We start from the raw sequence: 25,909 nt of genomic DNA, 5'->3' as shown, positions 1-25,909 counted from the left end.
GCTCAGATTCAAATTGTCGCCCATCCACGATCGCCACTCCCTGGCTTACCGCGTTTCACTCACTCCGCGGCTTTTTTGCTGCCAGCTTTTTTGCTGACCTTCTTTTTGGCCTTCTTGCGCGGCGACGGTGGTGCAGCGGCTGATTGCTCGTAGGCGGTAAGGCGCGCTTCCAGCGTTTCCAGTTTTTCGCGGGTACGGGCGAGCACGGCTTCCTGCACCTCGAATTCTTCCCGGGTCACCAGGTCCATTCGCTGCAGGGAGCTCTTCAGCACACTACGAAAATTCTCTTCCATGTCATCGCGCATGCTGCGCAGACCCTGCGGAAGCGAAGCGGCAAGTCGCCGCGCCAGACTGTCTATGGATTCTCTTGTCATGCGCGATTGATACCGCAGACACGGCTGCAACGCCAGTCGCAAATTGATAGTTAACGACTGCTTTCGCTGCTCCGCTTTGACTCGCAGGCCATCCGAGAGCGCACCAATACAGTGCGCAAGCCAGCTTGTGGCATTCATATCTAATTGTTTTTACTGCCTTTTTTGTTTGGCACGATTACTGCTATCCAAGCAGGTGTACGCGATCACCGCCACTTACAAACTAAGGAAAGATTTCATGAACAGAACTATCCGCACAGGCCTGCTGACAGCACTTCTCTTGCTGGCAAGTACCGCTCAGGCCGAACTCAGCGCCAATGCCGGCTGGGTCAGCGACTACTACTACCGCGGACTGATGCAGCACAGCTCGTCAGCGTCGGCCGGCCTCGACTATACGGAAGGCGGCTTCTACGCCGGCACCTGGGGCGCAGATGTCGGCGACGGCATGGAGATCGACGGCTACTTTGGCTGGGACGGCGAATACGAAGACTTCTCGTTTGGCGTCGGCTTCACCGGCTATTACTACACGGGCGACTTCGACGACACCTATCAGGAAGTGAACCTGCGCTTTGGCTACGGAATTTTCTCGGCCGAGTACGCCATCGGTGAGTACGAAAACTTTGACGGGCCAACGCAAGACTACGGCTACTACGCGCTGACGCTCGAGAAAAACGGCCTGTATGGCAAGTACGCCGGATTCAACAAAGATTTTGACGGCGACTATCTCGAACTGGGCTATGGCTTCGGCGTGGCTGAGCTTGACCTCAGCGTTGCCCTGATCGTCGCCGACGACCCTGTCACAAGCGATACCGACGAAGCACTGATCTTCGGTATCAGCAAGACCTTTCAAATCAACTGAACGGCGGCGGCCATTGGCCGCCTTCCATAGCTATCTGAGCGAGGGACAACAATGAAAATGATTACGGCGATCATCAAGCCGTTCAAGCTCGACGACGTCCGCGAAGCAGTCGCGGAAATCGGCGTGCAGGGCATAACGGTGACCGAAGTCAAAGGCTTCGGCCGGCAGCGGGGTCACACGGAGCTTTATCGCGGCGCCGAGTACGTTGTCGATTTCCTTCCCAAGGCACGTATCGAGCTCGCCGTTGCCGACGAGCTGGTCGAACAGATCACGGAAGCAATCGCGAACGCTGCTCGCACCGGCAAGATCGGTGACGGCAAGATTTTTGTCAGCGAGCTGACCCAGGCCATACGCATCCGCACCGGCGAAACCGGCAACGAGGCTGTTTAAGCCCACCACTAATACCAAGGAGTGCAAACGTGACAGACGTAACGCAACTCGCGGGCCAGGTCACCGAACTGAGCTACGCCCTCGATACTTTTTATTTTCTCGTGATGGGTGCCCTCGTCATGTGGATGGCAGCGGGCTTTACCATGCTCGAAGCCGGCCTCGTGCGGGCAAAAAACACGGCCGAGATTCTCACCAAGAACATTGGTCTCTACTCCATCGCCTGCATCATGTACATGCTGTGTGGTTACTCGATCATGTACCCCGGCGACGATTTTGCGGGCGGCATGTTTGGCAGCCTCCTCACGCTCGGCACGGGCCTGCTCGGTACAGCCGACAACAGTGCCGCTGACGTGATTGCCAGCAATGGCGACACCTACTACTCGAACCTGTCGGATTTTTTCTTTCAGGTCGTGTTTGTGGCTACAGCGATGTCCATCGTTTCAGGCGCTGTCGCTGAACGTATGAAACTGTGGTCGTTTTTCGCCTTCACCGTCGTGCTGACAGGCTTCATCTACCCGGTCCAGGGTTTCTGGAAATGGGGCGGTGGTTTTCTGCAAACCGCCGGGTTCCAGGACTTTGCCGGTTCCGGTGTCGTGCACATGTGCGGTGCCGCCGCCGCGCTCGCCGGCGTCATTCTGCTGGGCGCACGCAAAGGCAAGTTCGGTAAGAACGGTGAGATCAAGGCTATCCCCGGCTGTAACCTGCCTTTGGCGACTCTCGGTATGCTGATTCTGTGGATGGGCTGGTTTGGCTTCAACGGTGGCTCCGAGCTCAAGCTGAGCGATGTCGGTGAAGCGAATGCGGTCGCCCGCATCTTCGTCAATACCAACATGGCGGCCGCCGGTGGTCTGGTCGCTGCCTTGCTGCTGGCCAGGCTATGGTTCGGCAAAGCTGACCTGACGATGGCCCTGAACGGTGCGCTGGCCGGGCTGGTCGCAATCACCGCTGAACCATTGATGCCAACCGCTATGGGCAGCACCCTTATAGGGGCCGTGGGTGGACTATTGGTTGTAGTCTCCATCGTCGGTCTCGACAAGCTGCGTCTCGATGACCCGGTCGGTGCAATTTCGGTGCACGGAGTGGTCGGCATCTGGGGTCTGCTCGCGGTACCCATCTATAACGACGACGCCGGGCTGGGTCCGCAATTACTTGGCATTGTGTCCATTTTCGCCTGGGTATTCCTGATGAGTCTGCTGGTCTGGTTCCTGATCCGCCTGGCCGTTGGCCTGCGAGTGGACGAACAGCACGAATACGAGGGCGTGGACATCAGCGAATGCGGCCTGGAGGCCTATCCCGAGTTCACCCGCGCGGACTGACAAATCGGGGTTGCAAACGGTCACCCATGACCATATGTTCATGGTGTGGCTTCCCCCGCCATGTAATCGGCCTCGCCCCACGGGCAGCCGGTTAAGATTGAGCGGATCCTTTTGGATCCGCTTTTTTTTTGGGCGACGGTCCCGTGTACCCAGTACCTCAAGCCCGGATACCGCTGGCCGACCCCGCGCCCGGTCACGGCTCTGCGCCAGGTATTTGCCCACTCATTACCAGATAGTTCACAACGGGGCCTGTGATCCGGGTCACGGCATTGTGAAGTGCTCCGTGCTGTAATACGTTCCCAGTCAATAGCTTAACTTCTCACTGGTGGCGGTAGCCTACTTACACACCCGGAACTAGACCATGTCTGCAGACTTTCTTCGTATGTTCTCCGTATCCCTGCTCGGCGTGCTGTTTGCGTCAGGCGTGGCTGCGGGCGAAATCTACAAATGGACGGACGCAACAGGCAACGTGCATTACGGTGATCGTCCCGCCGAAAATGCCACCGTCGAGCGTCTGAATATCCAGTCTCGCCCAACCGACCCGGCGCGCATCGCCGCCCTGGCGCAAGCCCGGATCGAAGCGCGTGGCGAAGCTCGCGAACAAGCTGAAGCGGCAGGCACCGCCGACGACAAGCCGTCGCCGGCAGAACTGCGCCGCATCGCCGAAGAACGTGCCCAACAATGCACAACCTACAAAGAACGCCTGCAAAGCTTCGTGCAATCTCGTCGTCTGTACCGCGAAGACGAGAACGGCGAACGCATCTACCTGACCGAACAGGAAACCGCGGCAGCACGCGAAAACGTACAGAGCAAGGTCGAGGAATACTGCTCGCCCTGAGCAACCTGCAACAAAGAGCGGCACCCGGCACGAACCCCCTGACGACAGGCGCGCTACAATGCGCGCTTCTTTACTGATGGAGACCAATGTGGCCTCTGCAGCCGAAGCCGCACGCGAGGACGCGCAGGCCTACCTGCCGGATTTTTGTGCCGCAAGTACACTGCTCGTGGTGCTGCTGGTCGCGGAACTGGTCGCCATCGTTCTGACACTGGCATCGCAGAACGAAACCGGTACGTTCCTTACTGAACTCGCGAAACTGTCGCTGTACGTGCTGTGGCTCGCCTTGTTAAGCAGCGCTGTACTGTGCCGCGCGCGACTCTGGGTTGAACGCTCCGGCAAAACCCACGGCTTCATTATCGCCTTCTTCCTGCTGGTCGGGTTGTGTCTGCTGCTTGCCGAAATCGCCTGGCAAGTCACGCTTCGCTTTGGCGAAGCCGTCATCATTGATGACACTCATGGTGGCTTCCTGTTTCGAAACTTCGCGATCAGCGCCATCGTGATCGCGCTGGCCATGCGCTACCTGTATGTCTCCAGCGAATGGCGGCGCAGCATCGTGCTGGAGGCGCAGGCGCGTATCAGTGCGTTGCAAGCGCTGATCCGGCCGCATTTCCTTTTCAATACGATGAACACCATTTCCTCGCTCGTGCGCACAGCACCTGAATCAGCCGAACAGGCGGTTGAGGACTTGTCCGATCTGCTGCGTGCCAACCTTGGCAGCACCAGTAACCGCGTTGCACTGAAGAACGAGTTCGAGGTTGCGCGTATATATCAGCGCATAGAGCAATTGCGCCTTGGCGAGCGCCTGACTGTTCGCTGGGATATTGCCAGCTTGCCGATGCGCGCACTTATTCCCAGCCTGACATTGCAGCCGTTGCTAGAGAACGCGATCTACCACGGCATCGAACAACTTGCCGACGGCGGAGAAGTCACTGTCAGCGGTCGGCGGCTGGACGGTCAGCTGGAAATCGAAATTCGCAACCCGCGCACAAATCGTCAGAACCGCTCAAGCGGGCACCAGATGGCGCTGAGCAACATACGCCAGCGCTTCGAGTTGGCCTACGGTGGTCGCGCGCGGGTCGATGTCGAGGAAACTCCCGGGCACTACGCGGTACGTTTAATGTTCCCGCATGAAGAGCAGGATGCATGAATATCCTGATCGTCGACGACGAACCTTTGGCGCGGCAACGGTTGCGCATGCTGGTTGAAGAGCGTGATGATCTCAAAGTCGTCGGCGAAGCCGCCAACGGACACGAAGCATTGACGCTATCGCAATCGTTGACGCCGGACGTGGTATTGCTCGATATCCGCATGCCTGGCATCAACGGTATCGAGACCGCGCAGCATCTTTCCAGCAGCAAGTCGCCGCCCGCCGTGATTTTCACGACCGCCTACGATGAGTACGCAGTCCAGGCGTTTGATGCGCACGCCGTCGGCTATGTACTGAAGCCCGTTCGCCGTGAACGGTTGTACAAGGCACTTGCGCACGCAGCAAGAATCAACCGGCAGTCACTGCAGGAGTTGCAACAGAACGATGCGGTCGCGGAGCCGCGTCAGCATGTGTGCGCGCGAGTCCGCAACGAACTTAAACTGATCCCGATTGAGAGCATTGTCTGTTTTCTGGCGGACCAGAAGTACGTGCGGGTACGGCACAGCAATGGCGACAACCTGATCGACGATTCGCTAAAATTGCTGGAACGCGAATTCGGTGACCACTTTGTCCGGATTCATCGCAGCGCGCTGGTATCCTTGGCACACATTGAAGCCCTCGAGAAAGTCTCCGACGGCCAGGCGCAGATCCGCTTACGCGGCAATACAAATGATGGCGCGGAACCTCTGCTGGTCAGTCGGCGTCATCTGGCCGAGGTACGCCGACGTCTCAAAGGGAGTTAATTCGTTTTGCACATCCGTATCGCAACCCGCAAGAGTCTTCTTGCACTTTGGCAAGCTGAGTATGTCGCCGCTGAAATTCGCCGGGCCGTACCAGCTGCCAAGGTGGAGCTCGTTCCTCTGTCCACGCGCGGCGACGAGGTGCTTGATCGCAGTTTGCAGAAGATCGGTGGCAAGGGCCTGTTTATCAAGGAACTTGAAGTCGCGATGCAGGAAGGTCGGGCCGATATCGCGGTGCATTCGATGAAAGACGTGCCCGCCGTCATGCCGGCGGGTTTTTGCATTGCCGCCATCCTGCCGCGCGGCAATCCCGCCGACGCGTTGCTCGGCCGCAAGCCGGTAACTCTCGAAACGCTGCCCAAAGGCGCGGTCGTCGGCAGCTCCAGCCTCCGGCGACAGGCACAGATTCTGGCAGTGCGGCCGGACGTAACCGTCAAACCGCTGCGCGGCAACGTACAAACGCGAATCGGCAAACTCGACGCCGGCGAATACGACGCGATCGTGCTGGCGGCAGCCGGTCTCGAACGACTGGAGCTCGCTGATCGAATCAGCGAGGTTCTACCCGCGACTACCATGTTGCCCGCCGCCGGCCAGGGCGTCATCGGCATCGAGTGCCTCACTGATCGCGACGACCTGCGCACACTGCTGGCACAACTGGAGGACCCCGATACCGCCGTCACCACCCGGGCTGAACGGGCCGTTGCACACCGCCTCGAAGCCAGCTGCCACTCACCGGTCGCCAGCTACGCGGTACTTAACGGAGACGAGCTCACGCTGCAAGCACTGGTTGCCCGCGCCGATGGCAGCGAAATGCTGCGGCAGCAGAGTTCCGGCCGCGCTGCCGACGCAGCTGAGCTTGGAACGGCACTGGCTGACGTACTTCTGGCAAACGGTGCGGCCAGCCTGCTGGCCGGCAGCTGAACGTGAACGAAACTGCACTGGCCGGTGCCGGTGTCCTGCAAACGCGACCCCGACATCAGTCAGAAGAGCTCATTGCCTGCATCGAGAATGCGGGCGGGCGATCCATCAATATCCCGGTCATCGACATCGTCGCCCGGCCCCGCGAGGCCATCGACTCAGAAATGGCAGGCCTGGAAACGCCCGACATCCTCATATTCGTCAGTCGGAACGCCGTTGACCACGGGCTGTATCTGGCACCAGACCAGGCTCGCCTCGGCGCAATAGGCAAGGCCACCGCCGACGCCATCGAGACCGCCGGGAGGCGCGCCGATATCCTGCCCGCAAACGGTTTTGACAGTGAAGCCCTGCTGGCCGAAGCCCCCCTGCAGGCCGTCAGGGGTCAGCGCATACTGATAGTGCGCGGCGACGGCGGCCGCGGCCTGCTCGGTCAAACGCTGCGAGACCGCGGTGCGACAGTTAACTACGTTTGCGTTTATGAACGCCGCCGGCACCACCCCAACCCGCAGGAGCAGGCAATGCTGACAAACGCCTGCCGTCAGGGTGGCATACACTACCTGCTAGCAATGAGTGTCGCCTCGCTCGATAACCTGCTGGACTTGTTGCCAAGCGACTGCATCGGCACTGGCAGCAGCGCCCGACTGGTGACGCCCAGCGATCGTGTGATAATGGCGGCAGAAGAACGGCTTCCCGGACTAAGGACGCTGTTGGCTGCCAGTCCTCGTGCTGAGGACATGGTGGCCGCGATGATCGCCGACTGGCAGCAGCAAGCGGAAAAAATGAATGAGTAACGACCCAAAAGACGACGAACAGCAAGTTCCGGCAAACGAGACCGCCGTAGTGGAAGCAGCTGGCGAGACAGCGGCGACAGGACCGGAAACTCTGGCCGCTGCTGACAGCGATGCGGGCATTGAAGACGCAGATGCGCCGGTCAGAAAGCGCTCCCGTGGCAGTCTGCTGCTCGCAGTGCTGGCACTGCTGTTTGCCCTCGCCGCACTGGCGGGTGTTGCCTGGCAGTTCATGACTGAACCAGAGCCGGATGCATTGGCGACCCGCAATCAAGCCACCCTCGAACGGCTGGAACGCGAACTTCAGGACAGCAACAGCAATCTCCGTGAAAGCGAACAAGCGCTCGCGGCACTGCGGTCATCACTTGGCGCTGGCAACGACGAAGTCAGCGCCCTGCAACGCACATTAAATGAACGGCTGCGCCCGCTGGAAGCCGTGCCCGGGCGACTGGCCAACCTCGAATCGTCCATGGCTGCACTGCAAGGCATATCCAGCGGATTGCGCGATACCTGGCTGATGTCTGAGGCCGAGTATTACCTGCAAATCGCCAATGCCCAGCTACAACTGGCCGGCAATGTTTCTCTCGCGCAGATCGCACTGCAACTGGCCGATGAACGGCTGGTCTCGCTCGCCAACCCGGGCCTTACCGACGTTCGACGCGAACTCGCCGACGAACTCCGGCAACTTGACGCGCTGGGCACTGCCGATACCGAGGGTGCTGCTTTGATGCTGTCCAGTCTGGCAGGCGCGATTGATTCACTGACGCTCAAAACGGACATTGTGCAACCGGAATTTGACGGTCCGGGCATCGACCCGTCACTGACCGGCGTCGCACGTGCGTGGGCATCACTCAAGAGCTCCCTGAGCAGCGTTATTTCGGTACGTCGCAGCGATCAGCCGGCAACACCGTTGCTGCCACCGGACGCCGCGTATTTTCTGCGCAGCAACCTGACCTTGCAGTTACAGGCCGCGCGCCTCGCATTGTTGCGCGGCGAGCAAACCCTGTTCCAGCAGAGTCTGGATGACGCCAGTAGCTGGATCACGGAATACTACGATGTAGGCAGCCTGCCGGTCAGGAGCGCGCTCGATACGATCAAAGAATTGCGCAGGACGGCCTTTCGGCCAAATCCGCCGGACATCTCCGGGTCGCTCGCCTTGCTGCGGCAGTTCATTTCCATGCAGTCCCGCGATCGACGTTCGCCTGCCGCGGACAGCCCCGGAACTGACCAATGAAGTTTGGCCTGCTCGTTGTCGTTTCGATCGTGTTAGCCGCGATCGGCGCCAGCTTTTTGCTGCAAGACCCCGGCTATATCGTCATTCATTTCCGCGGCTACCTCGTCGAGATGTCCGTACCGGCACTGGTCGGAGCCATCGCGTTGTTGATTTTCTCATTGTGGTTCCTCGGCAAGTTGTGGCGCGCCCCGCGCCGCCTGGGCGAAGCCGCCGGTCGTTACCGCAGTGGCCGCGCCGGGCAACGCCTGACGCGCGGCGTTATCGAAATGGCGGAGGGCAATTTTGCCCGTGGTGAAAAACTGCTGGCCCGCTCGGCACCGGGCAGCGATGCGCCATTGCTCAACTACTTGCAAGCGGCACGTGCGGCTCACTTGCGCGGCAACGACGAGCGACGCGACGGCTGGCTGAAAGAGGCATACGAGAAATTACCCAATGCGACCAATGCCGTATTGCTGACCCAGGCCGAACTGCAACTCGATCGCCAACAGTACGAGCAGGCGCTCGCCACTTTGCGTCAGCTCGAAGAGAACTCACCCAACCACAGTCATGCCCTGGTACTGATGGGCAAACTGTATTTCCGACTGGAAGACTGGAAGCAACTGGCGGCGCTCCTGCCGCGGCTGAAAAAACACGGTCGGCTCGATGAGAAACTGCTGGCGACGTGGACCGTGCGCGTACATGTAGAGGCCTTGCGGGCCGCGGCCGACGCGAACTCGGTTGTGAGTGTGTGGAACGACATACCGCGTGCGTTCCGCAAGAACGAGCAGTTGCAGGAAGCGTATTTCGCCGCGCTCAGTCGCTGTGGGGAGCATGATCAGGTCGAAAAAGAGATCGCCGCCGCTTTGAAGCGCGAATGGCGCGGACCGCTGGTTCGCCTCTATGGGATGGCACAGGCCAGCGACCCAACCCGTCAGCTCAAGCGCGCGGAACTCTGGCTCAAAACGCACGGCGAGGACCCTGACCTGCTGTTGGCGGCCGCGCGGCTGTGCCTGCGCAACGAATTGTGGGGCAAAGCACGCAGTTACTTGGAAACCACGCTGGCTGTGCGGCCGAGCCCGGAGGCCTACCAGGAGTACGGACGATTATTAAACCAGCTGGGCGAAGGTACAGCCGCAGCAGAGGCCTACCGCGCTGGCCTCGGCCTCGTTACACCGCTGAGCAACACGGCGATTCCGTGGCTCGGTCCTGACGCGACCAAAGACTGACGCCGCATGGACAAGTGGCAATACCTGATCGCCGGCGCTGGCTACAGCGGCCACCGCATACTCAGCACCTTGCCAACTGTCAGCGCCATTGGCCTCCGGCGCCAGCAGGACGCCGAGCCGCTGCACAGCATGATTTGCGCCGACCTCGATCAGCCCATCGCGCCGTTGCCCGAGGTGGACTGTGTCATCTACACGGTGCCACCATCACCCCAGCACGAGCGAGACCCGCGCCTGCAACATTTTCTGAACGCGCTGTCGAACAGCCCCCGCCGATTGGTTTATTTCAGCACGAGCGGCGTGTACGGCGATGTCGGCGGCGATAGAGTGAGCGAGTCCGACCCGGTCGCGCCCAAGACCGAGCGCGCGCAGCGCCGGGTTGCCGCGGAAGCAGAGCTGCAGAACTGGTGCGACAAACACGGTTCGGAACTGGTCGTCCTGCGGGTACCTGGGATTTACGGCCCCGGCCGGCTCGGCCTTGAACGGCTGCAGCACGCTGAACCGTTATTGCGGGAAGAAGATGCGGGGCCAGGCAATCGCATTCACGTCGACGACCTGGTGAATTGCGCACTGGCGGCTACCGACCCTGCGCGGCCCGTCGGCGTGTACAACGTCGGTGACGGGGACCATCGCAGCAGCACCTGGTTTGCCAGCACGGTGGCGACGCTGGCCGGACTCGACATACCCGAATCCGTCTCGATGGCTGAGGCCAACGAAACCTGGAATGAACGACGCCTGTCGTTCCTGCGGGAGTCACGACGCCTGGACTTGCGGCGCATGTACGACGTCCTGCGCATCTGCCCGCATTACCCGGATGCCACAGAAGGCATCCGCGCCAGTTTACGCGCCGGCCACTGACCGGCGAAGCTTACTCTGGCTCAGGGCTGGCTGCGTACGCTCTTGAGCCACTTGACCAGCGGGTCCCACTGTTCCCAGTCCGGCCACGCCAGGTATTCCGGCAACTCGTGAATTCCAAGCCCGCGTGTATAGGCGCGAACATAATTCTGAGCCTCGCGCAGCGCCGTGATGTACGGCACCCGGGCAGTCGTCAGATGCTCGTCGAGTTCTTCGAAGATAAGCGTATTTTCACGCACTCTGTTTGCCACTACGCCGATTTTCGCACCTTTTTTCTCGATCTTGCTGACCCCTTTCAGCTCGGTAATAAAGCGGTCAGTGGCCTGCATATCAATCGTTGACGGCAGTACCGGCACGACGATGGTTTCGGCGTGCTTAACGAGATCGTTGAGTTCTTTGTCGTGTGTTCGTGCTGGCGCGTCGATGACCAGCAAGTCCGCCGTGCGCGGCAACTTCCTGAGCCCGTCCTCGTAACCCGCAACGCCGGCTATCGACGGCCGGCTTTCCGGACGACGTTCTATCCAGTCCAGACCGGAGCGTTGTGGATCAAAATCGGCCAACGCAACTGCGAGGCCCTCGTTCGCGAAATAAGCCGCTATGTTCGTTGCCAAGGTGCTCTTGCCGCAACCGCCTTTGGCGTTCATGACCATGATGTGCCGCATTGCCAGTCCCCGAGTCAGGTTTAGTTGTTATTAGCAGGTTTATGTAAACTACCCGCGCCGCAATTAAAAGTCCATTGACAGACTATTGCGAGTTGTTGCAGTGAATGCGAAGCGAATAGAACGGGTCACCGATCATGCTAAGCTCTCGGCGACATGAGACCGACGCCGTATACATCGGCATTAAGAAAGTAGCAGGGGAAACGCGCCAGATGAGCACCCAGACGAAACAGGAATTTGTTGATGACGCAGCGTCGGAACAGTCGGTGTACGATTATCTTGAAGCGCACCCGGATTTTTTCGAACGGCATAACACTCTGCTCGGCATGCTCAGACTCCCGCACGTGACCGGCGGCACTGTGTCACTCGTAGAACGGCAGGTATCAGTATTGCGCCAGAAAGACCTGAAACTTGAACGGAAGTTGAAAGAGCTGGTGGAGGTTGCGCGCGCCAACGATATTCTGGCCGCCAAGATTCACGAAATGGCGCTCACGTTGCTGGCCGCGGACAGTCTTAAAGAGACCCTTGCGGTGGTCGAGACCGCGCTGCGCACCTCGTTCGGTGCCGATCACTCGGTGCTGGTTCTGTTCACAGACCCGGACCTGTTCGAGAAAGCCGACATCAGCCGCTTCTTCCGCCCTATCGAGCGCGACGATGTGCCGATGAAGGCGTTCTCGACTTTTCTTGATAGCGACTTGCCACGTTGTGGCCAGATTCGCGATGCACAGCGCGACTTCCTGTTCCCTGGCGAAGCCGACGAAGTGGGCTCGGTTGCGCTCGTGCCGCTGGGCAAGAAATCCAGTTCCGGCTTCCTCGCCATCGGCAGTGCCGACGCCGACCGTTTCCACCCGGGCATGAGCATTGATTTTCTGGCCCGCCTCGGCGATCTGCTGGCGGCAGCACTGCGCCGCTATTGAGTCACCCTGTAACGGGAGCACGCTTTGCGTGACGACCAACGCTGCCACATCGACGAATTTATCCGTCATCTTGCTATGGAGCGGCGCCTTTCCCCGCTGACCTGCAAGAACTACCAGCGCGACCTGGAGACACTGGCCAACTGGTGTAGCGAACAGGACATCCTGCGCTGGGAACAACTCGACGACGAACATATCCGTAATTTCAGCGCGCGCTGTTACCGCAAGGGCCTCTCGTCCCGCAGCATTCAGCGGCGCCTGTCCGCCGTACGCAGCTATTTTCGCTACCTGCTGCGCGAGAAGCTGGTGTCGCGAAACCCGGTCATCGGCGTCAGCGCGCCAAAATCGAAGAAGCGACTGCCCGGCAATCTCGACGCCGACCGCATGTCTCGGCTTATGGAGATAGAGGGCGAAGGGCCGTTGGTGGCACGCGACCGGGCCATACTGGAGCTGTTCTATTCTTCAGGCCTGCGACTGGCAGAACTGGTCTCGCTCGACCTGCACGATGTCGACCTCGCCGACGGCACAGTCCGCGTAACCGGCAAAGGCAGCAAGGAACGAATTGTGCCGGTCGGTGGCAAAGCCCGGACGGCGATCGAGGCCTGGCGCAAAGCACGCCCGGCACTGGCGGACGACTCCCAAAAAGCCCTGTTTGTAAGCCAGCAAGGCCGCCGGCTGAGTCATCGCGCCGTGCAGCAGCGCGTCGCGCACTGGGCCCGCAAGCAAGGCATCGACGCACGGGTCTATCCGCACTTGCTGCGGCACTCGTTCGCCACCCACCTGCTGGAATCCAGTCACGACCTGCGCGGTGTACAGGAACTATTGGGTCACGCCAATATCAGTACCACTCAGGTCTACACCCATCTTGATTTCCAGCACCTGGCCCAGATATACGATCAAACCCATCCAAGGGCCCGGATCAAAACCAAAAAGTAAGCACGCAGGCAACGCCGGACACCCGGACGCCCGGGCGGTCTATACTGTGCGGCCCTTTGATCCCGGCAAACAGTCAGGAACCCAGTAGCATGGAACAATTTCGCGGCACCACTATCGTTTCCGTACGACGTGGCGACAGCGTGGCCATCGCCGGCGACGGCCAGGTCAGTCTCGGCAACACGATCATGAAAGGTAATGCACGCAAGGTTCGACGCCTTGCCGGCGGGCGCGTCATCGCGGGCTTTGCCGGCGGCACCGCCGATGCCTTCACGCTCTTCGAGCTGTTCGAATCCAAACTCGAGCAATACGGCAACCTGACCCGCGCGGCCATCGAACTGGCGAAAGAGTGGCGAACGGATCGCCGTTTGCGACGCCTTGAGGCATTGCTGTGTGTCGCTGATCAGGAGGCATCGTTCATCATCTCCGGCAATGGTGACGTGATCGAGCCGGAAAATGACCTGATGGCGATAGGCTCCGGCGGCTCATTTGCCCAGGCCGCTGCCATGGCGCTGGCCGAGAACACCGAGATGAGTGCCCGCGAAATCGTTGAGAAAGCCCTGATCATCGCCGGCAACATTTGCGTCTACACCAACCGAAATATCGTCATCGAGGAACTGCCATCCACTGTTGGCGGCAAGAAATAACATGTCACAAATGACCCCAAGAGAGATCGTCCAGGAACTGGACAAGCACATCATTGGCCAGGATGAAGCCAAGCGCGCGGTCGCGATTGCACTGCGCAATCGCTGGCGCCGCGTGCAGGTCGACGAACCCCTGCGCAGCGAGATCACGCCCAAAAACATCCTGATGATCGGTGCAACCGGCATCGGCAAGACCGAAATTTCGCGGCGCCTCGCCAAACTGGCCAGGGCCCCGTTCATCAAGGTCGAGGCCACCAAGTTCACGGAAGTGGGCTATGTTGGCCGGGAAGTGGACAGCATCATCCGTGATCTGGTCGATATCTCCGTTAAACTAACGCGCGAATCGGCGATGGAAAAAGTCCGCCACCGCGCCGAGGATTCCGCCGAAGAACGCCTGCTCGATGCCTTGTTGCCCGGCAGCCCGCACGCCGCAGACAGTGAAGAGACCAGCCCCCGCAAAGACAACAGCGAAACACGCCAGAAATTTCGCAAGATGCTGCGCGAGGGCAAGCTCGACGACAAAGAAGTCGAAATTGATATTCAAGTGACGCCGGTAGGCGTCGAGATCATGGCCCCACCTGGCATGGAAGAAATGACCAGCCAGCTGCAAGGCATGTTCCAGAATCTGTCGAACAACAAGCGCAAGACCCGCAAGCTGAAAGTCCGCGAAGCGATGAAACTGCTGACCGACGAAGAGGCAGCGAAGATGCTCGACGAGGAAGAGATGAAGCTGCAGGCGGTCGAAGCCGTCGAGCAGCATGGCATCGTGTTTCTTGACGAAATCGACAAAGTCGCGCGCCGTTCGGAGACGATGGGCGCAGATGTGTCACGCGAGGGCGTGCAGCGGGATCTGCTGCCGTTGGTCGAAGGCTCAACCATCAACACCAAGTACGGCATGGTACGCACTGATCACATCCTGTTCATTGCCTCCGGCGCCTTCCATGTCTCGAAGCCATCCGACCTCATTCCGGAGTTGCAGGGCCGCTTCCCGATCCGGGTTGAACTGAAGCCACTGAAGACCGAAGACTTTATCCGCATCCTGACCGAGCCGGACGCCTCGCTCACATCGCAGTACAAGGCACTGATCGCCACGGAGGACGTGAAACTTGATTTCACCGAGGACGGTGTCCGCCGGCTGGCGGAGGTTGCGTTTCACGTCAATGAATCCACTGAGAACATCGGCGCACGGCGTTTGCACACCGTAATGGAACGGCTGCTTGAGCAGGTTTCATTCGAAGCCTCGGACAAGAGCGGCACCGAAGTGCTGGTCGACGCCGCGTACGTGGACGCCCACCTTGGTGAACTGTCGCAAGACGAGGATCTGAGTCGCTACATACTCTGAGTAGAAGGCAACCAGCATGGATCCCACCCCGACCGAGATTCGACTGCGCACAGGATCGCGTTGCCTGACGGTCCGATTCGACGACGACCAGCAATTCGACCTGCCATTTGAATACCTGCGGGTTTCCTCGCCATCGGCCGAAGTGAAAGGCCATGGCCCCGGTCAGGAAGTACTGCAAACTGGTAAAGAAGACGTGCAGGTCCTGAAAGTCGAACCGGTCGGCCGCTACGCAGTGCGCCTGATATTCGACGATGGCCACGATTCGGGATTGTTTTCGTGGCGTTACCTGCACGAACTGGGTCGCGAGCAGGACAAGCGATGGGCCGACTACCTCGACCGCCTGACGGCTGCGGGTTATGCTCGCCGCACCCCGCCAGACAGCCCGGACCCATGAGCGACGACAACACACATTTCGGTTACCAAACCGTCCCGCTGGCCGACAAGGCGCGGCGTGTTCGCGGCGTATTTGATTCGGTAGCCAGCCGCTACGACGTCATGAACGACCTGATGTCGGGCGGGCTGCACCGCCTGTGGAAACGACAGACCATTACCGAAGCTGCTGTGCGGCGCGGTCAGAAGGTACTGGACCTGGCCGGTGGCACCGGGGACCTGGCGTTGGCCTTTTCACGGCAGGTCGGTTCGTCCGGCCAGGTCGTGCTGGCCGATATCAATGCCAGCATGCTGCGCGAAGGTCGGCGACGACTGGTTGACGCCGGCGTGGCCGGCAACTTATCCATTGCCCAGGTGGATGCCGAACAGCTGCCGTTTGCGGACAACACCTTCGACCGCATCACAATTGCCTTCGGCCTGCGCAATGTCAGTCGCAAGGAACGCGCTATCGCTTCCATGTTCCGGGTACTGAAGCCCGGCGGCAAATTGCTGATCCTCGAATTCTCAAAGCCGGCCGACGTGCTACAACCGGCTTATGACGCGTATTCCTTCAAGGTGCTGCCAATGCTCGGCAAGCTGATCGCCGGGGACGACGCAAGCTACCAGTACCTCGCCGAATCCATCCGCATGCACCCGGACCAGGAAACGCTGCTTGGCATGCTGCAGGACAGCGGTTTCGAACGCTGCAAGTACACCAACATGGCAGGCGGCATCGTCGCCTTGCACACCGGCGTGCGCCTCTGATGGACCCGCTTTTCGCGCTGTTTAACCCCGTCATCTCAATGCTGAACAGGCAGATCGCACAGGTCACGCCCGCGCAACAACTCTGCGCCCGACTGGATTCCAAGACGATTGCCGTTCGCGTACGGGACACGGCGTTAGCTGTCGGCTTGACGGCAAATCGCGACCGCCTGGACCTCAATACCCTCGATGATATTGATCCGGACGTCGTCATTACCGGCTCCCTGCTGTCGCTCGCCAGACTGGCGGGTGACGACGGCGAGGCACTCATACGCGACGGCCGCATCGAACTGACCGGCGACGCGTTGGTCGCCAATGACTTTCGTGAGCTGCTACGGTACGCACGCCCCGATCTTGAAGAACAACTTTCCGGCGTTGTCGGCGATACGGCCGCGCACGGCATCGGCGATGTCGTGCGCAATGTCGGTCGCTGGGGCCACGCAGCGCGCTCCACGCTGCGCGCCAACATTGGCGAGTACCTGCAGGAAGAAAGTCGCAGCGTGCCGAGTCGACTTGAGGCTGATGAGTTTCGGGACGCCGTTCAGGTACTGCGCGACGATGTCGAACGGGCCGCGGCACGCATGTCGCGACTTGAAGCGGCCAGGGATAACGACTGAATGATTTTTCGTCGGCGTACCCTGCTCCGGATGCTGAGCATACAACGCGTCTTGGTTCGTCATGGTCTGGACGAAATCATCAAGACGACCCACTTCCTGCGACCGTTGCGCTACCTCTTTTACCTGTTCCCGCGCAGCAAGGATGCTGATGGACCGCTGGGGCAGAGGCTCCGCCTCGCTCTCGAAGAGCTGGGTCCGATATTTGTGAAATTCGGTCAGGCCGTGTCAACACGACGCGACCTGCTGCCGCCGGACATCGCCGACGAACTCGCCAAGTTGCAAGATCAGGTGCCGCCTTTTGCCTCGGAGGAAGCGGTACGCATCCTCGATGAGGTTTACGGTGAATCCGTGCAGTCTGTGTTCGCGCGTTTTGACGACACGCCGCTGGCTGCAGCGTCGATAGCTCAGGTACACAGTGCTGCCCTGCACGATGGCAGCGAAGTCGTTGTTAAAGTGTTGCGTCCCGGCGTGCGGGCGCTGATTGATCGCGATCTTGAAGTGCTGTTCCTGATTGCGGGTCTTGCGGATCGTTACTGGCCCGGCAGCAAGCGCTTGCGACCGCTGGAAATTGTGGCCGAATACGAGAAAACCATCATCGATGAACTCGACCTGATGCGTGAAGCGGCCAATGCGGCTCAGCTGAAACGCAACTTCGAGCATTCAGACCTGCTGTACGTACCCGGAGTGTACTGGGACTACTGTCGGACACAGGTGCTGGTGCAGGAACGTATCTACGGCGTACCCATCAGCGACATGAAAACCTTGCGTGAGTCCGGCACGGACATTCAAAAGCTGGCGGAGAACGGCGTGGAGATATTCTTCACCCAGGTGTTCCGTCACAATTTTTTCCATGCGGACATGCATCCCGGCAATATTTTTGTGCAGATTGACGATCCGGCCAATCCAAAGTACGCAGCGATCGACTTTGGCATCGTCGGCACACTAAGCCCGACCGATCAGCATTATCTCGCCGAGAATTTTCTGGCATTTTTTGATCGCGACTATTTGAAGATTGCGAAGCTGCACGTTGATTCCGGCTGGGTACCCGCCAATACCCGTGTGGACGAACTGGAATCCGCCGTACGCACGGTGTGCGAACCGATCTTTAACAAGCCGCTCGCGGAAATCTCCTTTGCGCAAGTATTGATTCGCTTGTTTGAAACAGCGCGCCGTTTCGACATGGAAATTCAACCGCAACTTATTTTGTTGCAGAAGACCCTGTTCAATATTGAAGGACTGGGCCGCGAGCTGTATCCGCAACTCGACCTTTGGAAAACCGCGCATCCGGTACTCAAGCGCTGGATGGACGAGCAGGTCGGCGGTCGCGCCGTTATCGACAGTATTCGGCAGAACCTGCCGCAGCTGCGAGAAGCGCTTCGCGAGTTGCCGGGCGTGGTCAAGTACCTGGCTGATCAGGCGGCAACCGGTAGCTTGAGCATGACAGTGAGGTCCGATGACCTTACCCGGATCGACAAACAACTCGCGAGCCAGGCACGACAGCGTTTCGTCTTGCTGATCGGCGGCACGGCGGCCCTTTGTGGCACCGTATTACTGGCACTGGAAACACTGCCATGGCTGGGAGCTGCACTGCTCGCAGGTGCCGTTGCAGCCTTTGTTCAAGGCCGCCCCCGCTCCTGAGTCATGCGGAAACAGACTATGCCGAGTTTTCAACCGTACGGTTGCAGAGCATAGTCTGCGTCGGTACTTTTTCTATCGGTGTGAGCACTACACCGCCATACGACATCCTGGAAACAACTGATGCCGGCAGACACCGGGAACGATAAGCAACGCCAGCGCACAGTGCGCAGTTTTGTTCGCCGCACTGGCCGTATGACCGGCGCACAGAACCGCGCCATGCGCGAACTTTGGCCGCAATTCGGTATCGACTATGCAGATGAATATCTGGATTTCGGGTCCTGCTACGGGCGCAGCGCACCGACGGTTCTCGAGATCGGATTCGGTAACGGCGAAACCCTGGTTGAGCAGGCCGCTGGCGACCCTGACCGCAATTACCTCGGTGTTGAAGTTCACGAGCCCGGTGTTGGTCATTGCCTGCTGCACATTGAAGCTGCCGAGATTTCCAATTTGCGGCTGATTGCACACGACGCACTTGAAGTCCTCGCGAATCAGATAGCTGACGCATCGCTGGCCCGAATCAACCTCTACTTTGCGGACCCCTGGCCGAAAAAACGGCATCACAAGCGACGCATCGTCAACCCGGACTTTCTGGCGTTGTGCGCAACAAAACTCGAGCTTGCGGGCAGCCTGCACATCGCCACTGACTGGGCCGGTTACGCCGAACATATCGACGAGCAAATTGCCCATGCGCATCAATTTGCAATCGTCGAGAGGCGGGGGCACAGCGGCGATCGTCCGTTGGAAAGGCCTACGACGAAGTTCGAACGACGAGGACTGCAGCGAGGCCATGCCATCGTTGACTGGAAGTTGCGACGAATTTAGTTCGCAAACTCAAGAATGACGACAGCCCTGCAAACCTGACCGCCGTCATCTTCTGCACCGCAGCTTGCTAAGCGGTGCGAATCAACTATACCTAAGAGTAAGGGAGCCGCTGAAACTCTGAGGATCTGATTCGAACGCAGGAGATGAACACCATGGCCGTCGTATTCCCCGTTATCGGGCACTGGTATCGCCGCAGCAACGGGACGTTGTTTGAAGTGGTTGCTGTAGATGAACAGGATTCCACCGTCGAGTTGCAGTACTTCGACGGCACGATCGATGAAGTTGATATGGAGGCATGGCCAGCTTTGCTGATCGAACAGGTCCGCGCTCCCGAAGACTGGTCGGGTTCCGTCGATATGACCCCGGAGGATTTCCTCGATAGCGAACCGGGCGATTCGCCACTCGGCTGGCAAGATCCCTTGGAAATCCTGGAAAACTCGGAGTAATCAGCGAGTCCTGTCAGGCTGAGTCCGGTCCGTAAACGACAACCTCACCATCAATCACTTCGGCGCGGACTCGGCGCAGCGCTTTGCCGGGACACGGTCCTGCAACGCAAACGCCCGAATCAATATCGAACAACGCGCCATGCGATGAACAGATGATCAACGACTGGTCCTTGGTCAGGAAGTTGTCGGGTTTGAAGTTCAGCGGATGACCGGCGTGCGCGCAGTAATTCTGATAGGCATGCACGGCATCGGCCTTGCGTACGACGAACCCGCGGAACGGCCAGTCGCCCTCACCAATACTAAACTCCCGGCATCCCGGATCATCAAGCTCATCGAATCGCCCGACCGTTACTGCCAGTTCCTGCGCCATTGTCATCCTTGTCCGCGAGAGTCCCGTTCAATCTGCGGCAGTCCACCCGCAGGCATCGTCAGCCACTGGCCGCCGCGGCAAGGATAGCGTAGGTTTCACGCATCCTCGACTATTGTGAAGCGTTGGCCCCGGCATGAACGAACGATCCATACTGAAGTCACGCATGTTCTGGGTCGGCGTTCTGTATTTCGCGGAGGGTTTCCCGCTCGGCATCTTCTATGAAGTCTTGCCCGTGCATTTTCGGATGCAGGGCATCGATCTGTCTGATATCGGTTTTCTAAGCCTCCTGGGTCTGACGTGGACCCTGAAATTCCTTTGGGCGCCCGCCGTGGATCACTACCGGCATCACCGCACCTGGATGCTGCTCGTCGATCTTTGCATGGCAGCAATCATGTTCACGCTGGCAATCTATTCGGAATTCGGCGGCTGGATGTGGTTCGCCATTGCCTTGTTCACCTTGTTGTCGGCCACCAATGACATTGCCATCGATGGCTACACCGTCGAATTCCTGAACAAGCGCGAATTCGGCCTCGCTAACGGCTTACGCATCGGCCTGTACCGGGTTGGTATGCTGACCGCAGGCGGGTTGCTTTGGGTACAGCCGCTGATCGGCTGGAGCGGCGTCTATTTTCTGGCCGCGATCATTCTGATCGTCGCTGGCGTTTCCTGCCGTCTGGCACCGCCGGAACCGCCAGCGGCAAAGAAATCCGCGGTGACCGCAAACAATGAACTGGCCACATTGTTTAAACAGCCGTCCGTGTTGTTACCTGCTTTGCTGCTGCTCTCGGGATTGATCGTCTTCGCACTCGGCACGCCGCTGCGCCTTATGGGCGCGACCGCGCTAGCAAAAGCGGTCCCGGCGATCGCGCTCTGCATGATATGCCTCGCACTCCTGGCCGGTGTTTATAACCGTCGGCGAGGCGTACGAATCGACCGCAGCGAACTGGTCGACGGTCCGGTATTCGGTGCATTCGTGGAGATGTCGGCTCGTCGATACTTTTTCCCGGTCCTCGTATTCATTCTGACCTTCAAGCTTGCCGATCAAACCATCGGCTTTATGATCAAGCCTTTCTGGGTGGATGCTGGATTCAGTGCCCGGCAGATCGGCATCGTTTCGATACAGATTGGGCTCGTCCTGTCGATCGCCGGTGGGCTGGTCGGTGGCTGGTTTACCGACCGGGTCGGTGTATTCAAAGGGCTGTGGATACTCGGTCTGACCCAAATCGTTTCGAATCTGGGCTATGCCTATATCGCCTCAGTCTTTCCATTGCCGGGCGTCGAAACCAATCAACCACTTAATCACCAGATCATGATGTACAGCGCCAGCGCTGTGGAATCGTTTACTCAGGGTCTCGGCACCGGGGCTTTTCTCGCGTTCCTGATGTCGATCGTCAACAAACGAAATGCCGCAACCGAGTACGCGGTGTTGTCCTCCATGTTCGTCCTCGCTCGCTCGGTTGCCGGCTGGGCGGGTGGTTTCGGCGCGGAGTCGCTCGGCTACGCCAATTTTTTCCTGCTCAGCTTCCTGTTCGGTTTGCCCGCCTACTTGCTGTTGCCATGGGTGCGTAAAATGCTCGACAGCGTCAACGACGACGCGGACGTCGCTGATTCACCCGGTCACAGGTCGTAGTCAACCGTCAACGGCGCGTGATCCGAGAAGCGGATGTCCTTGAAGATGTCGGTGGCAATTACCTTGTCGCGCAAACCCGGTGTTGCGACCTGATAATCAATGCGCCAACCAACATTGTTATCCCATGCACGACCGCGATTTGACCACCAGGTGTACTGATCGGCTTCTTCGTTAACGACCCGAAACGTATCCACAAAGTCGTGTTTGCCAAACAAGTGATCCATCCACTCGCGCTCTTCGGGCAAGAAGCCGGAATTCTTCTGATTGCCACGCCAGTTTTTGATGTCGATCTTCTTGTGCGCAATGTTCCAGTCGCCGCACACGATGACTTCACTTCGGCGCCGTTTCATTTTTTGCAGATGTGGCAGGAAGTGATCCAGGAAGCGGAATTTCACGTCCTGGCGTATGTCGCCGGATGAACCGGACGGCAGGTACAACGAAACTACGGACAGGCCATCGAGCTGGACCTCAAGGTAGCGGCCTTCATCGTCGAACTCACTGATGCCCAGGCCGCGAATAACTTTTTTCGGTTCGTGACGCGTGTAGATGGCAACCCCGCTATAGCCCTTTTTGACTGCGTCTTCGTAATAGCAGTGATAGCCCGCGGGGGAAAAACAATCATCAGTAAGCTGATGAAGTTGCGCTTTGGTTTCCTGAATGCAGACGACATCCGCATCCTGTACCTGCATCCACTGAAAGAAGCCTTTGCGAGCGGCGGCGCGAATACCATTGGCGTTCAAACTAATTACACGAAACACTATTTTCCTTTCCGGACGGGCGTGAGTTTATCTATAGCAATCGACAAGACGATTCGTACAGCGAACACTGTAGCTGTGGCATACTCTGGGGCCCCGTTCTCGATGACTAACCCTAAGCAGCAATCAGGGATGCCATCATACAGAAGCTGGAAGTCAGACCAAGATCATGCGAGCTTACAAAAGCGAATTTCTGGAATTGGCACTGGAACTCGGTGTATTGCGGTTCGGCGAATTCACCTTGAAGTCGGGACGAAAAAGTCCCTACTTCTTTAATGTCGGCCTGTTTAGCAACGGCTATGCCGCGGCAAAATTGGGTCGTTACTACGCCAGTGCGATTGTCGAATCCAAAATTGAGTTCGACATGCTGTTTGGCCCGGCCTATAAAGGCATCCCGCTGGCAGCACTCGCGGCCGCCGCGCTCGCTGAACACCACGATATTGACGTTCCGTACTCCTTCAATCGTAAGGAAGAAAAAGGGCATGGTGAGGGTGGCAGCATCGTCGGCGCTCCCCTGTCGGGAAAGGTGTTGATCGTTGATGACGTGATCACCGCCGGTACCGCGGTACGCGAAGCGGAACGAATCATCAGCGGTGCTGGCGCGGAAGTTGCCGGTCTGCTGATCTCGCTTGACCGTCAGGAAGTCGGTCGTGATTCCCGTTCGGCCGTGCAGGAACTTGAACAGACGTTAAATATACCGGTCGCCAGTATTGTCAGCCTGGAAGACGTGATTGAGCTCCTCGAAGAATCCACTGAGTACGGAGAGAACCTGGACTCAGTCGTGGACTACCGCCGACGTTACGGCATCAAGACCTGATCGGCGCTGAGCGATTGCGAACGTTGCTTTACAGGCCAAACCGGACAACTTAAGCTCCAAGAACGCGAACCAGTCCCTCTTTCGTCAACGGATTTTATGTGATATTCGCGCTATGCGACTCTTCTTACTAACATTTTTGCTGCTTGCCCTCGCCGGTGGCGCCGCCTTGGCCGATACGCCTCAGAAGCTGTATCGCTGGGTCGATAAAGAGGGCGTTGTGCATTATGGCGATAGCGTGCCACCCGAGTACGCCGAAGTTGAGAAGCAGGTACTGAATGACGCCGGCGTTACGGTTGGCGTACTGCAGGGCAAGAAAACGCCCGAAGAAATCGCCGAAGAGCAACGCCAGGAAGAAGCACGCATGCAGCGGGAGCTGCAACGTCGCGCCGACCAGGCCCTGCTGGCCACTTACCTGTCGATAGACGAAATCGAAATGCACCGGGACCGACGCGTGGAGCTTTTTCAGGCGCAGGCACGGGTAACTGAACTCTATCTGCGCAATCTCCAGCGCAGGATGACCTCACTGGAAGAAGAAGCGGCCGACTTTCAACCGTACAGCGTCAACGCTGACGCGCCGATGATAGACCCGGACCTTGCGGCCGACCTGAATGAAACCCGCAAGACCATCGAACGCCACGAAGCCAACCTGCAACGGTTCCGCGAAGATGAGCAAACGATTGTGGCTCGCTTCGACAGCGACATTGATCGCTTCAAGGCACTGAAAGGTCTTAACTGATTTCTGAGCGCTGGCTCAGCCAGTGCCTGAGTGACCAAATCCGCCCTCGCCGCGTTCACTGCCGGCGAACTCTTCAACCACCTCGAAACTGACTTGTGCTACGGGCACGAAAACCATCTGCGCGATGCGTTCGCCCGGCTGAATTTCGTACGCCGCGTTGCTGCGATTCCAGCAGGAAATGAACACCTGCCCCTGGTAATCCGAATCAATTAACCCGGTTAGATTGCCCAGCACGAGACCGTGCTTATGGCCGAGACCAGAGCGCGGCAACAGCACGGCAGCAAGACCCGGATCTTTGATGTAAATCGCAAGACCGGTCGGAACCAACACGGTTTGACCCGGCTCGACGGTCAGGGCGTCGTCAATAACAGCTCGCATGTCGAGGCCGGCGGAACCGTCAGTCGCGTAATGCGGCAAGGGAATCGTATCGCCCACTCGGGCGTCGAGGATCTTCAATTCAATAGAGCGCAAAACGGGTCCTTCAGTCGGGTACGGAAATGGCCGGTAATTCTGTCTGAGTTTCGATGCTGTAACGCGCATCGTATCGCTCAGCAATCAATGCGATCAGCTCATGCGCAAGTTCGGTCTTCAACGCCTTGGGGTAGGCCTTTTCACCGTCCCGCCAGTAGACATCGACCGTATTGTCATCGTAATCGAAACCGCAATCGGCGCCGACTTTGTTGGCTACGATCATGTCGAGTTTCTTATTCTGCAACTTGCCACGCGCGTAGTCGCGTACCCGGTCAGTTTCGGCCGCGAAACCAACGGTGAACGGCGCATTTTCCAGTCTCGCTACGGAGGCGAGCGTATCTGGCGCACGGATAAGCTCCAGGCTCATCTCGGCCTGCGACTTCTTGATCTTATGTGCCGAAGTCTTGTCCGGCCGATAGTCAGAAACGGCGGCCGCCGCAATAAAGATGTCGATGTCGTCAATGTGTTCATGCGTCGCAGCAAACAACTGCTGCGCGGACTCCACGGCAACAACCATTGCCGATGCCGGTGGAGCAATATTCACAGGACCACTAATCAAGGTAACTTCCGCGCCCGCGTCGAGTGCTGCCTGCGCCAGCGCATAGCCCATTTTGCCGGAGCTGCGGTTCGTGATGTACCTGACCGGGTCGATCGCTTCACGGGTGGGGCCCGCCGTGATCATCACTTTCTTTCCAGCCAGTAGTTGTGGACGGGACACAGCCGCGACCGGCGCTGCTGTCGCTTGCGCAGCGACGCCCTCGAGAACTTCACTGGCAATCGCCTCGGGTTCGCTCATGCGACCAGGGCCGTGTTCACCACAAGCCTGATCGCCACTGTCCGGCCCGATGAAACGGACCCCACGACCTGCCAGTGCTTCGCAATTGGCTTGCACGGCGGCGTTTGCCCACATGACCCGGTTCATTGCCGGCGCAACCGTAACAGGTGCTTCACTGGCGAGGCAGATAGTACTAAGGAGATCAGCGCCGGAACCGGTCGCGAGCCGTGACAGGAACTCGGCCGTCGCGGGCGCCACCAGAATCGTGTCGGCCCAGCGCGCGAGCTCGATATGCCCCATGGCGGCTTCGGCATCCCGATCCCACAAGTTGTTTCGCACCGGTCGCCCGGAAACTGCCTGCAACGCCGTCTCGGTTACAAATTCAGTCGCCGATTGCGTCATCACGACCTGCACCTCGGCACCCCGTTCGCGCAAGCGCCGCACCAGTTCAGGAGCCTTGTAGGCCGCGATTCCACCGGTAACGCCAAGCAAAATATTCCGTGTTTTCATGATCATGTCACTTCGTTTGGTGTCGCGAGCTTAGCTCGCCC

At 58.8% G+C, this 25,909-nt stretch carries 30 protein-coding genes; 24 read left to right on the top strand and 6 right to left on the bottom strand.

Annotation, left to right across the window (positions count from 1 at the left end; genetic code table 11):
• Window positions 1-59: 59 nt before the first annotated feature.
• Entirely contained in the window at window positions 60-512 is a 453-nt protein-coding gene (locus tag AC0L8N_RS10255) for an accessory factor UbiK family protein (protein WP_473667550.1), read from the bottom strand.
• A 97-nt stretch (window positions 513-609) separates the two neighbouring features.
• On the opposite strand from AC0L8N_RS10255, the gene AC0L8N_RS10250 reads away from it, so the two are divergent.
• The 11 genes from AC0L8N_RS10250 (at window position 610) to AC0L8N_RS10200 (ending at window position 10,661) form a co-directional block, all read left to right on the top strand.
• The gene (locus tag AC0L8N_RS10250) at window positions 610-1,230 is read left to right on the top strand and encodes a TorF family putative porin (RefSeq protein ID WP_473667549.1); all 621 of its coding nucleotides are present in this window, start codon (window positions 610-612) and stop codon (window positions 1,228-1,230) included.
• A 51-nt stretch (window positions 1,231-1,281) separates the two neighbouring features.
• Window positions 1,282-1,620, top strand: coding sequence for a P-II family nitrogen regulator (locus tag AC0L8N_RS10245; protein WP_068611909.1), 339 nt, complete (start codon window positions 1,282-1,284; stop codon window positions 1,618-1,620).
• Window positions 1,621-1,724: 104 nt separating this feature from the next.
• Entirely contained in the window at window positions 1,725-2,936 is a 1,212-nt protein-coding gene (locus AC0L8N_RS10240) for an ammonium transporter (RefSeq protein WP_473670117.1), read from the top strand.
• 361 nt (window positions 2,937-3,297) lie between these two features.
• Window positions 3,298-3,774 carry a DUF4124 domain-containing protein gene (locus AC0L8N_RS10235; RefSeq protein WP_473667548.1) on the top strand — a complete coding sequence of 159 codons (477 nt, stop codon included), beginning with the start codon at window positions 3,298-3,300 and terminating at the stop codon, window positions 3,772-3,774.
• A 58-nt stretch (window positions 3,775-3,832) separates the two neighbouring features.
• Window positions 3,833-4,921 carry a sensor histidine kinase gene (locus AC0L8N_RS10230; protein WP_473667547.1) on the top strand — a complete coding sequence of 363 codons (1,089 nt, stop codon included), beginning with the start codon at window positions 3,833-3,835 and terminating at the stop codon, window positions 4,919-4,921.
• On the top strand, window positions 4,918-5,664 hold the full coding sequence (locus AC0L8N_RS10225; RefSeq protein ID WP_473667546.1) for a LytR/AlgR family response regulator transcription factor: 747 nt from the start codon (window positions 4,918-4,920) through the stop codon (window positions 5,662-5,664). The genes AC0L8N_RS10230 and AC0L8N_RS10225 overlap by 4 nt, the downstream gene beginning before the upstream one ends.
• Window positions 5,665-5,670: 6 nt before the next feature.
• Window positions 5,671-6,582, top strand: coding sequence for a hydroxymethylbilane synthase (gene hemC, locus AC0L8N_RS10220; protein WP_473667545.1), 912 nt, complete (start codon window positions 5,671-5,673; stop codon window positions 6,580-6,582).
• 2 nt (window positions 6,583-6,584) lie between these two features.
• Complete coding sequence (locus tag AC0L8N_RS10215; RefSeq protein WP_473667544.1) at window positions 6,585-7,370, top strand: uroporphyrinogen-III synthase; 786 nt, start codon at window positions 6,585-6,587, stop codon at window positions 7,368-7,370.
• The gene (locus AC0L8N_RS10210; protein ID WP_473667543.1) at window positions 7,363-8,601 is read left to right on the top strand and encodes a uroporphyrinogen-III C-methyltransferase; all 1,239 of its coding nucleotides are present in this window, start codon (window positions 7,363-7,365) and stop codon (window positions 8,599-8,601) included. The genes AC0L8N_RS10215 and AC0L8N_RS10210 overlap by 8 nt, the downstream gene beginning before the upstream one ends.
• Complete coding sequence (locus AC0L8N_RS10205; protein ID WP_473667542.1) at window positions 8,598-9,806, top strand: heme biosynthesis HemY N-terminal domain-containing protein; 1,209 nt, start codon at window positions 8,598-8,600, stop codon at window positions 9,804-9,806. Before AC0L8N_RS10210 ends, AC0L8N_RS10205 begins: the two co-directional genes overlap by 4 nt.
• A 6-nt stretch (window positions 9,807-9,812) precedes the next feature.
• Window positions 9,813-10,661, top strand: coding sequence for an NAD-dependent epimerase/dehydratase family protein (locus tag AC0L8N_RS10200; RefSeq protein WP_473667541.1), 849 nt, complete (start codon window positions 9,813-9,815; stop codon window positions 10,659-10,661).
• A gap of 20 nt (window positions 10,662-10,681) precedes the next feature.
• Here AC0L8N_RS10200 and AC0L8N_RS10195 read toward each other — a convergent pair whose 3' ends face one another.
• Window positions 10,682-11,320 carry a nucleotide-binding protein gene (locus tag AC0L8N_RS10195; protein WP_473667540.1) on the bottom strand — a complete coding sequence of 213 codons (639 nt, stop codon included), beginning with the start codon at window positions 11,318-11,320 and terminating at the stop codon, window positions 10,682-10,684.
• Window positions 11,321-11,529: 209 nt separating this feature from the next.
• On the opposite strand from AC0L8N_RS10195, the gene AC0L8N_RS10190 reads away from it, so the two are divergent.
• From AC0L8N_RS10190 to AC0L8N_RS10145, 10 genes are all read left to right on the top strand, one after another.
• Entirely contained in the window at window positions 11,530-12,234 is a 705-nt protein-coding gene (locus AC0L8N_RS10190; protein ID WP_473667539.1) for a DUF484 family protein, read from the top strand.
• A gap of 24 nt (window positions 12,235-12,258) precedes the next feature.
• Window positions 12,259-13,167, top strand: coding sequence for a tyrosine recombinase XerC (gene xerC, locus AC0L8N_RS10185; protein WP_473667537.1), 909 nt, complete (start codon window positions 12,259-12,261; stop codon window positions 13,165-13,167).
• An 89-nt stretch (window positions 13,168-13,256) separates the two neighbouring features.
• Window positions 13,257-13,811 carry an ATP-dependent protease subunit HslV gene (gene hslV / locus AC0L8N_RS10180; RefSeq protein ID WP_473667536.1) on the top strand — a complete coding sequence of 185 codons (555 nt, stop codon included), beginning with the start codon at window positions 13,257-13,259 and terminating at the stop codon, window positions 13,809-13,811.
• A gap of 1 nt (window position 13,812) precedes the next feature.
• On the top strand, window positions 13,813-15,150 hold the full coding sequence (gene hslU, locus AC0L8N_RS10175; protein ID WP_473667535.1) for an ATP-dependent protease ATPase subunit HslU: 1,338 nt from the start codon (window positions 13,813-13,815) through the stop codon (window positions 15,148-15,150).
• A gap of 16 nt (window positions 15,151-15,166) precedes the next feature.
• Window positions 15,167-15,544, top strand: a complete 378-nt coding sequence (locus AC0L8N_RS10170) for a gamma-butyrobetaine hydroxylase family protein (RefSeq protein ID WP_473667534.1) — start codon at window positions 15,167-15,169, stop codon at window positions 15,542-15,544.
• The gene (ubiE, locus tag AC0L8N_RS10165) at window positions 15,541-16,284 is read left to right on the top strand and encodes a bifunctional demethylmenaquinone methyltransferase/2-methoxy-6-polyprenyl-1,4-benzoquinol methylase UbiE (RefSeq protein ID WP_473667533.1); all 744 of its coding nucleotides are present in this window, start codon (window positions 15,541-15,543) and stop codon (window positions 16,282-16,284) included. Before AC0L8N_RS10170 ends, ubiE begins: the two co-directional genes overlap by 4 nt.
• Window positions 16,284-16,898, top strand: coding sequence for a ubiquinone biosynthesis accessory factor UbiJ (locus tag AC0L8N_RS10160; RefSeq protein ID WP_473667532.1), 615 nt, complete (start codon window positions 16,284-16,286; stop codon window positions 16,896-16,898). Before ubiE ends, AC0L8N_RS10160 begins: the two co-directional genes overlap by 1 nt.
• Entirely contained in the window at window positions 16,899-18,536 is a 1,638-nt protein-coding gene (ubiB, locus tag AC0L8N_RS10155) for a ubiquinone biosynthesis regulatory protein kinase UbiB (RefSeq protein ID WP_473667531.1), read from the top strand.
• 120 nt (window positions 18,537-18,656) lie between these two features.
• Complete coding sequence (trmB, locus tag AC0L8N_RS10150) at window positions 18,657-19,358, top strand: tRNA (guanosine(46)-N7)-methyltransferase TrmB (RefSeq protein ID WP_473667530.1); 702 nt, start codon at window positions 18,657-18,659, stop codon at window positions 19,356-19,358.
• A 152-nt stretch (window positions 19,359-19,510) separates the two neighbouring features.
• Window positions 19,511-19,804: a DUF6763 family protein gene (locus tag AC0L8N_RS10145; protein WP_473667529.1), complete on the top strand. Its 294-nt coding sequence runs from the start codon at window positions 19,511-19,513 to the stop codon at window positions 19,802-19,804.
• 13 nt (window positions 19,805-19,817) lie between these two features.
• Here AC0L8N_RS10145 and AC0L8N_RS10140 read toward each other — a convergent pair whose 3' ends face one another.
• Window positions 19,818-20,174 carry a Rieske (2Fe-2S) protein gene (locus tag AC0L8N_RS10140; RefSeq protein WP_473667528.1) on the bottom strand — a complete coding sequence of 119 codons (357 nt, stop codon included), beginning with the start codon at window positions 20,172-20,174 and terminating at the stop codon, window positions 19,818-19,820.
• 133 nt (window positions 20,175-20,307) lie between these two features.
• Between AC0L8N_RS10140 and AC0L8N_RS10135 the strand changes: the two genes are divergently transcribed.
• Window positions 20,308-21,804 carry an MFS transporter gene (locus AC0L8N_RS10135; RefSeq protein WP_473667527.1) on the top strand — a complete coding sequence of 499 codons (1,497 nt, stop codon included), beginning with the start codon at window positions 20,308-20,310 and terminating at the stop codon, window positions 21,802-21,804.
• Here AC0L8N_RS10135 and AC0L8N_RS10130 read toward each other — a convergent pair.
• On the bottom strand, window positions 21,792-22,562 hold the full coding sequence (locus AC0L8N_RS10130; RefSeq protein ID WP_473667526.1) for an exodeoxyribonuclease III: 771 nt from the start codon (window positions 22,560-22,562) through the stop codon (window positions 21,792-21,794). The two genes, AC0L8N_RS10135 and AC0L8N_RS10130, sit on opposite strands and share 13 nt — an antisense overlap.
• Before the next feature lie 166 nt (window positions 22,563-22,728).
• On the opposite strand from AC0L8N_RS10130, the gene pyrE reads away from it, so the two are divergent.
• Both pyrE and AC0L8N_RS10120 read left to right on the top strand, forming a co-directional pair.
• Window positions 22,729-23,376 carry an orotate phosphoribosyltransferase gene (pyrE, locus tag AC0L8N_RS10125; RefSeq protein ID WP_473667525.1) on the top strand — a complete coding sequence of 216 codons (648 nt, stop codon included), beginning with the start codon at window positions 22,729-22,731 and terminating at the stop codon, window positions 23,374-23,376.
• A gap of 112 nt (window positions 23,377-23,488) precedes the next feature.
• The gene (locus AC0L8N_RS10120; RefSeq protein ID WP_473667524.1) at window positions 23,489-24,112 is read left to right on the top strand and encodes a DUF4124 domain-containing protein; all 624 of its coding nucleotides are present in this window, start codon (window positions 23,489-23,491) and stop codon (window positions 24,110-24,112) included.
• Window positions 24,113-24,127: 15 nt separating this feature from the next.
• Here AC0L8N_RS10120 and dut read toward each other — a convergent pair whose 3' ends face one another.
• The gene (dut, locus tag AC0L8N_RS10115) at window positions 24,128-24,583 is read right to left on the bottom strand and encodes a dUTP diphosphatase (RefSeq protein ID WP_473667523.1); all 456 of its coding nucleotides are present in this window, start codon (window positions 24,581-24,583) and stop codon (window positions 24,128-24,130) included.
• 10 nt (window positions 24,584-24,593) lie between these two features.
• Window positions 24,594-25,868: a bifunctional phosphopantothenoylcysteine decarboxylase/phosphopantothenate--cysteine ligase CoaBC gene (gene coaBC, locus AC0L8N_RS10110; RefSeq protein ID WP_473667522.1), complete on the bottom strand. Its 1,275-nt coding sequence runs from the start codon at window positions 25,866-25,868 to the stop codon at window positions 24,594-24,596.
• Window positions 25,869-25,909 lie beyond the last annotated feature (41 nt).

The sequence above is a fragment of the Woeseia sp. D3-10 genome (assembly GCF_055809415.1).
This window is presented reverse-complemented; position numbering and strand designations above follow the sequence as displayed.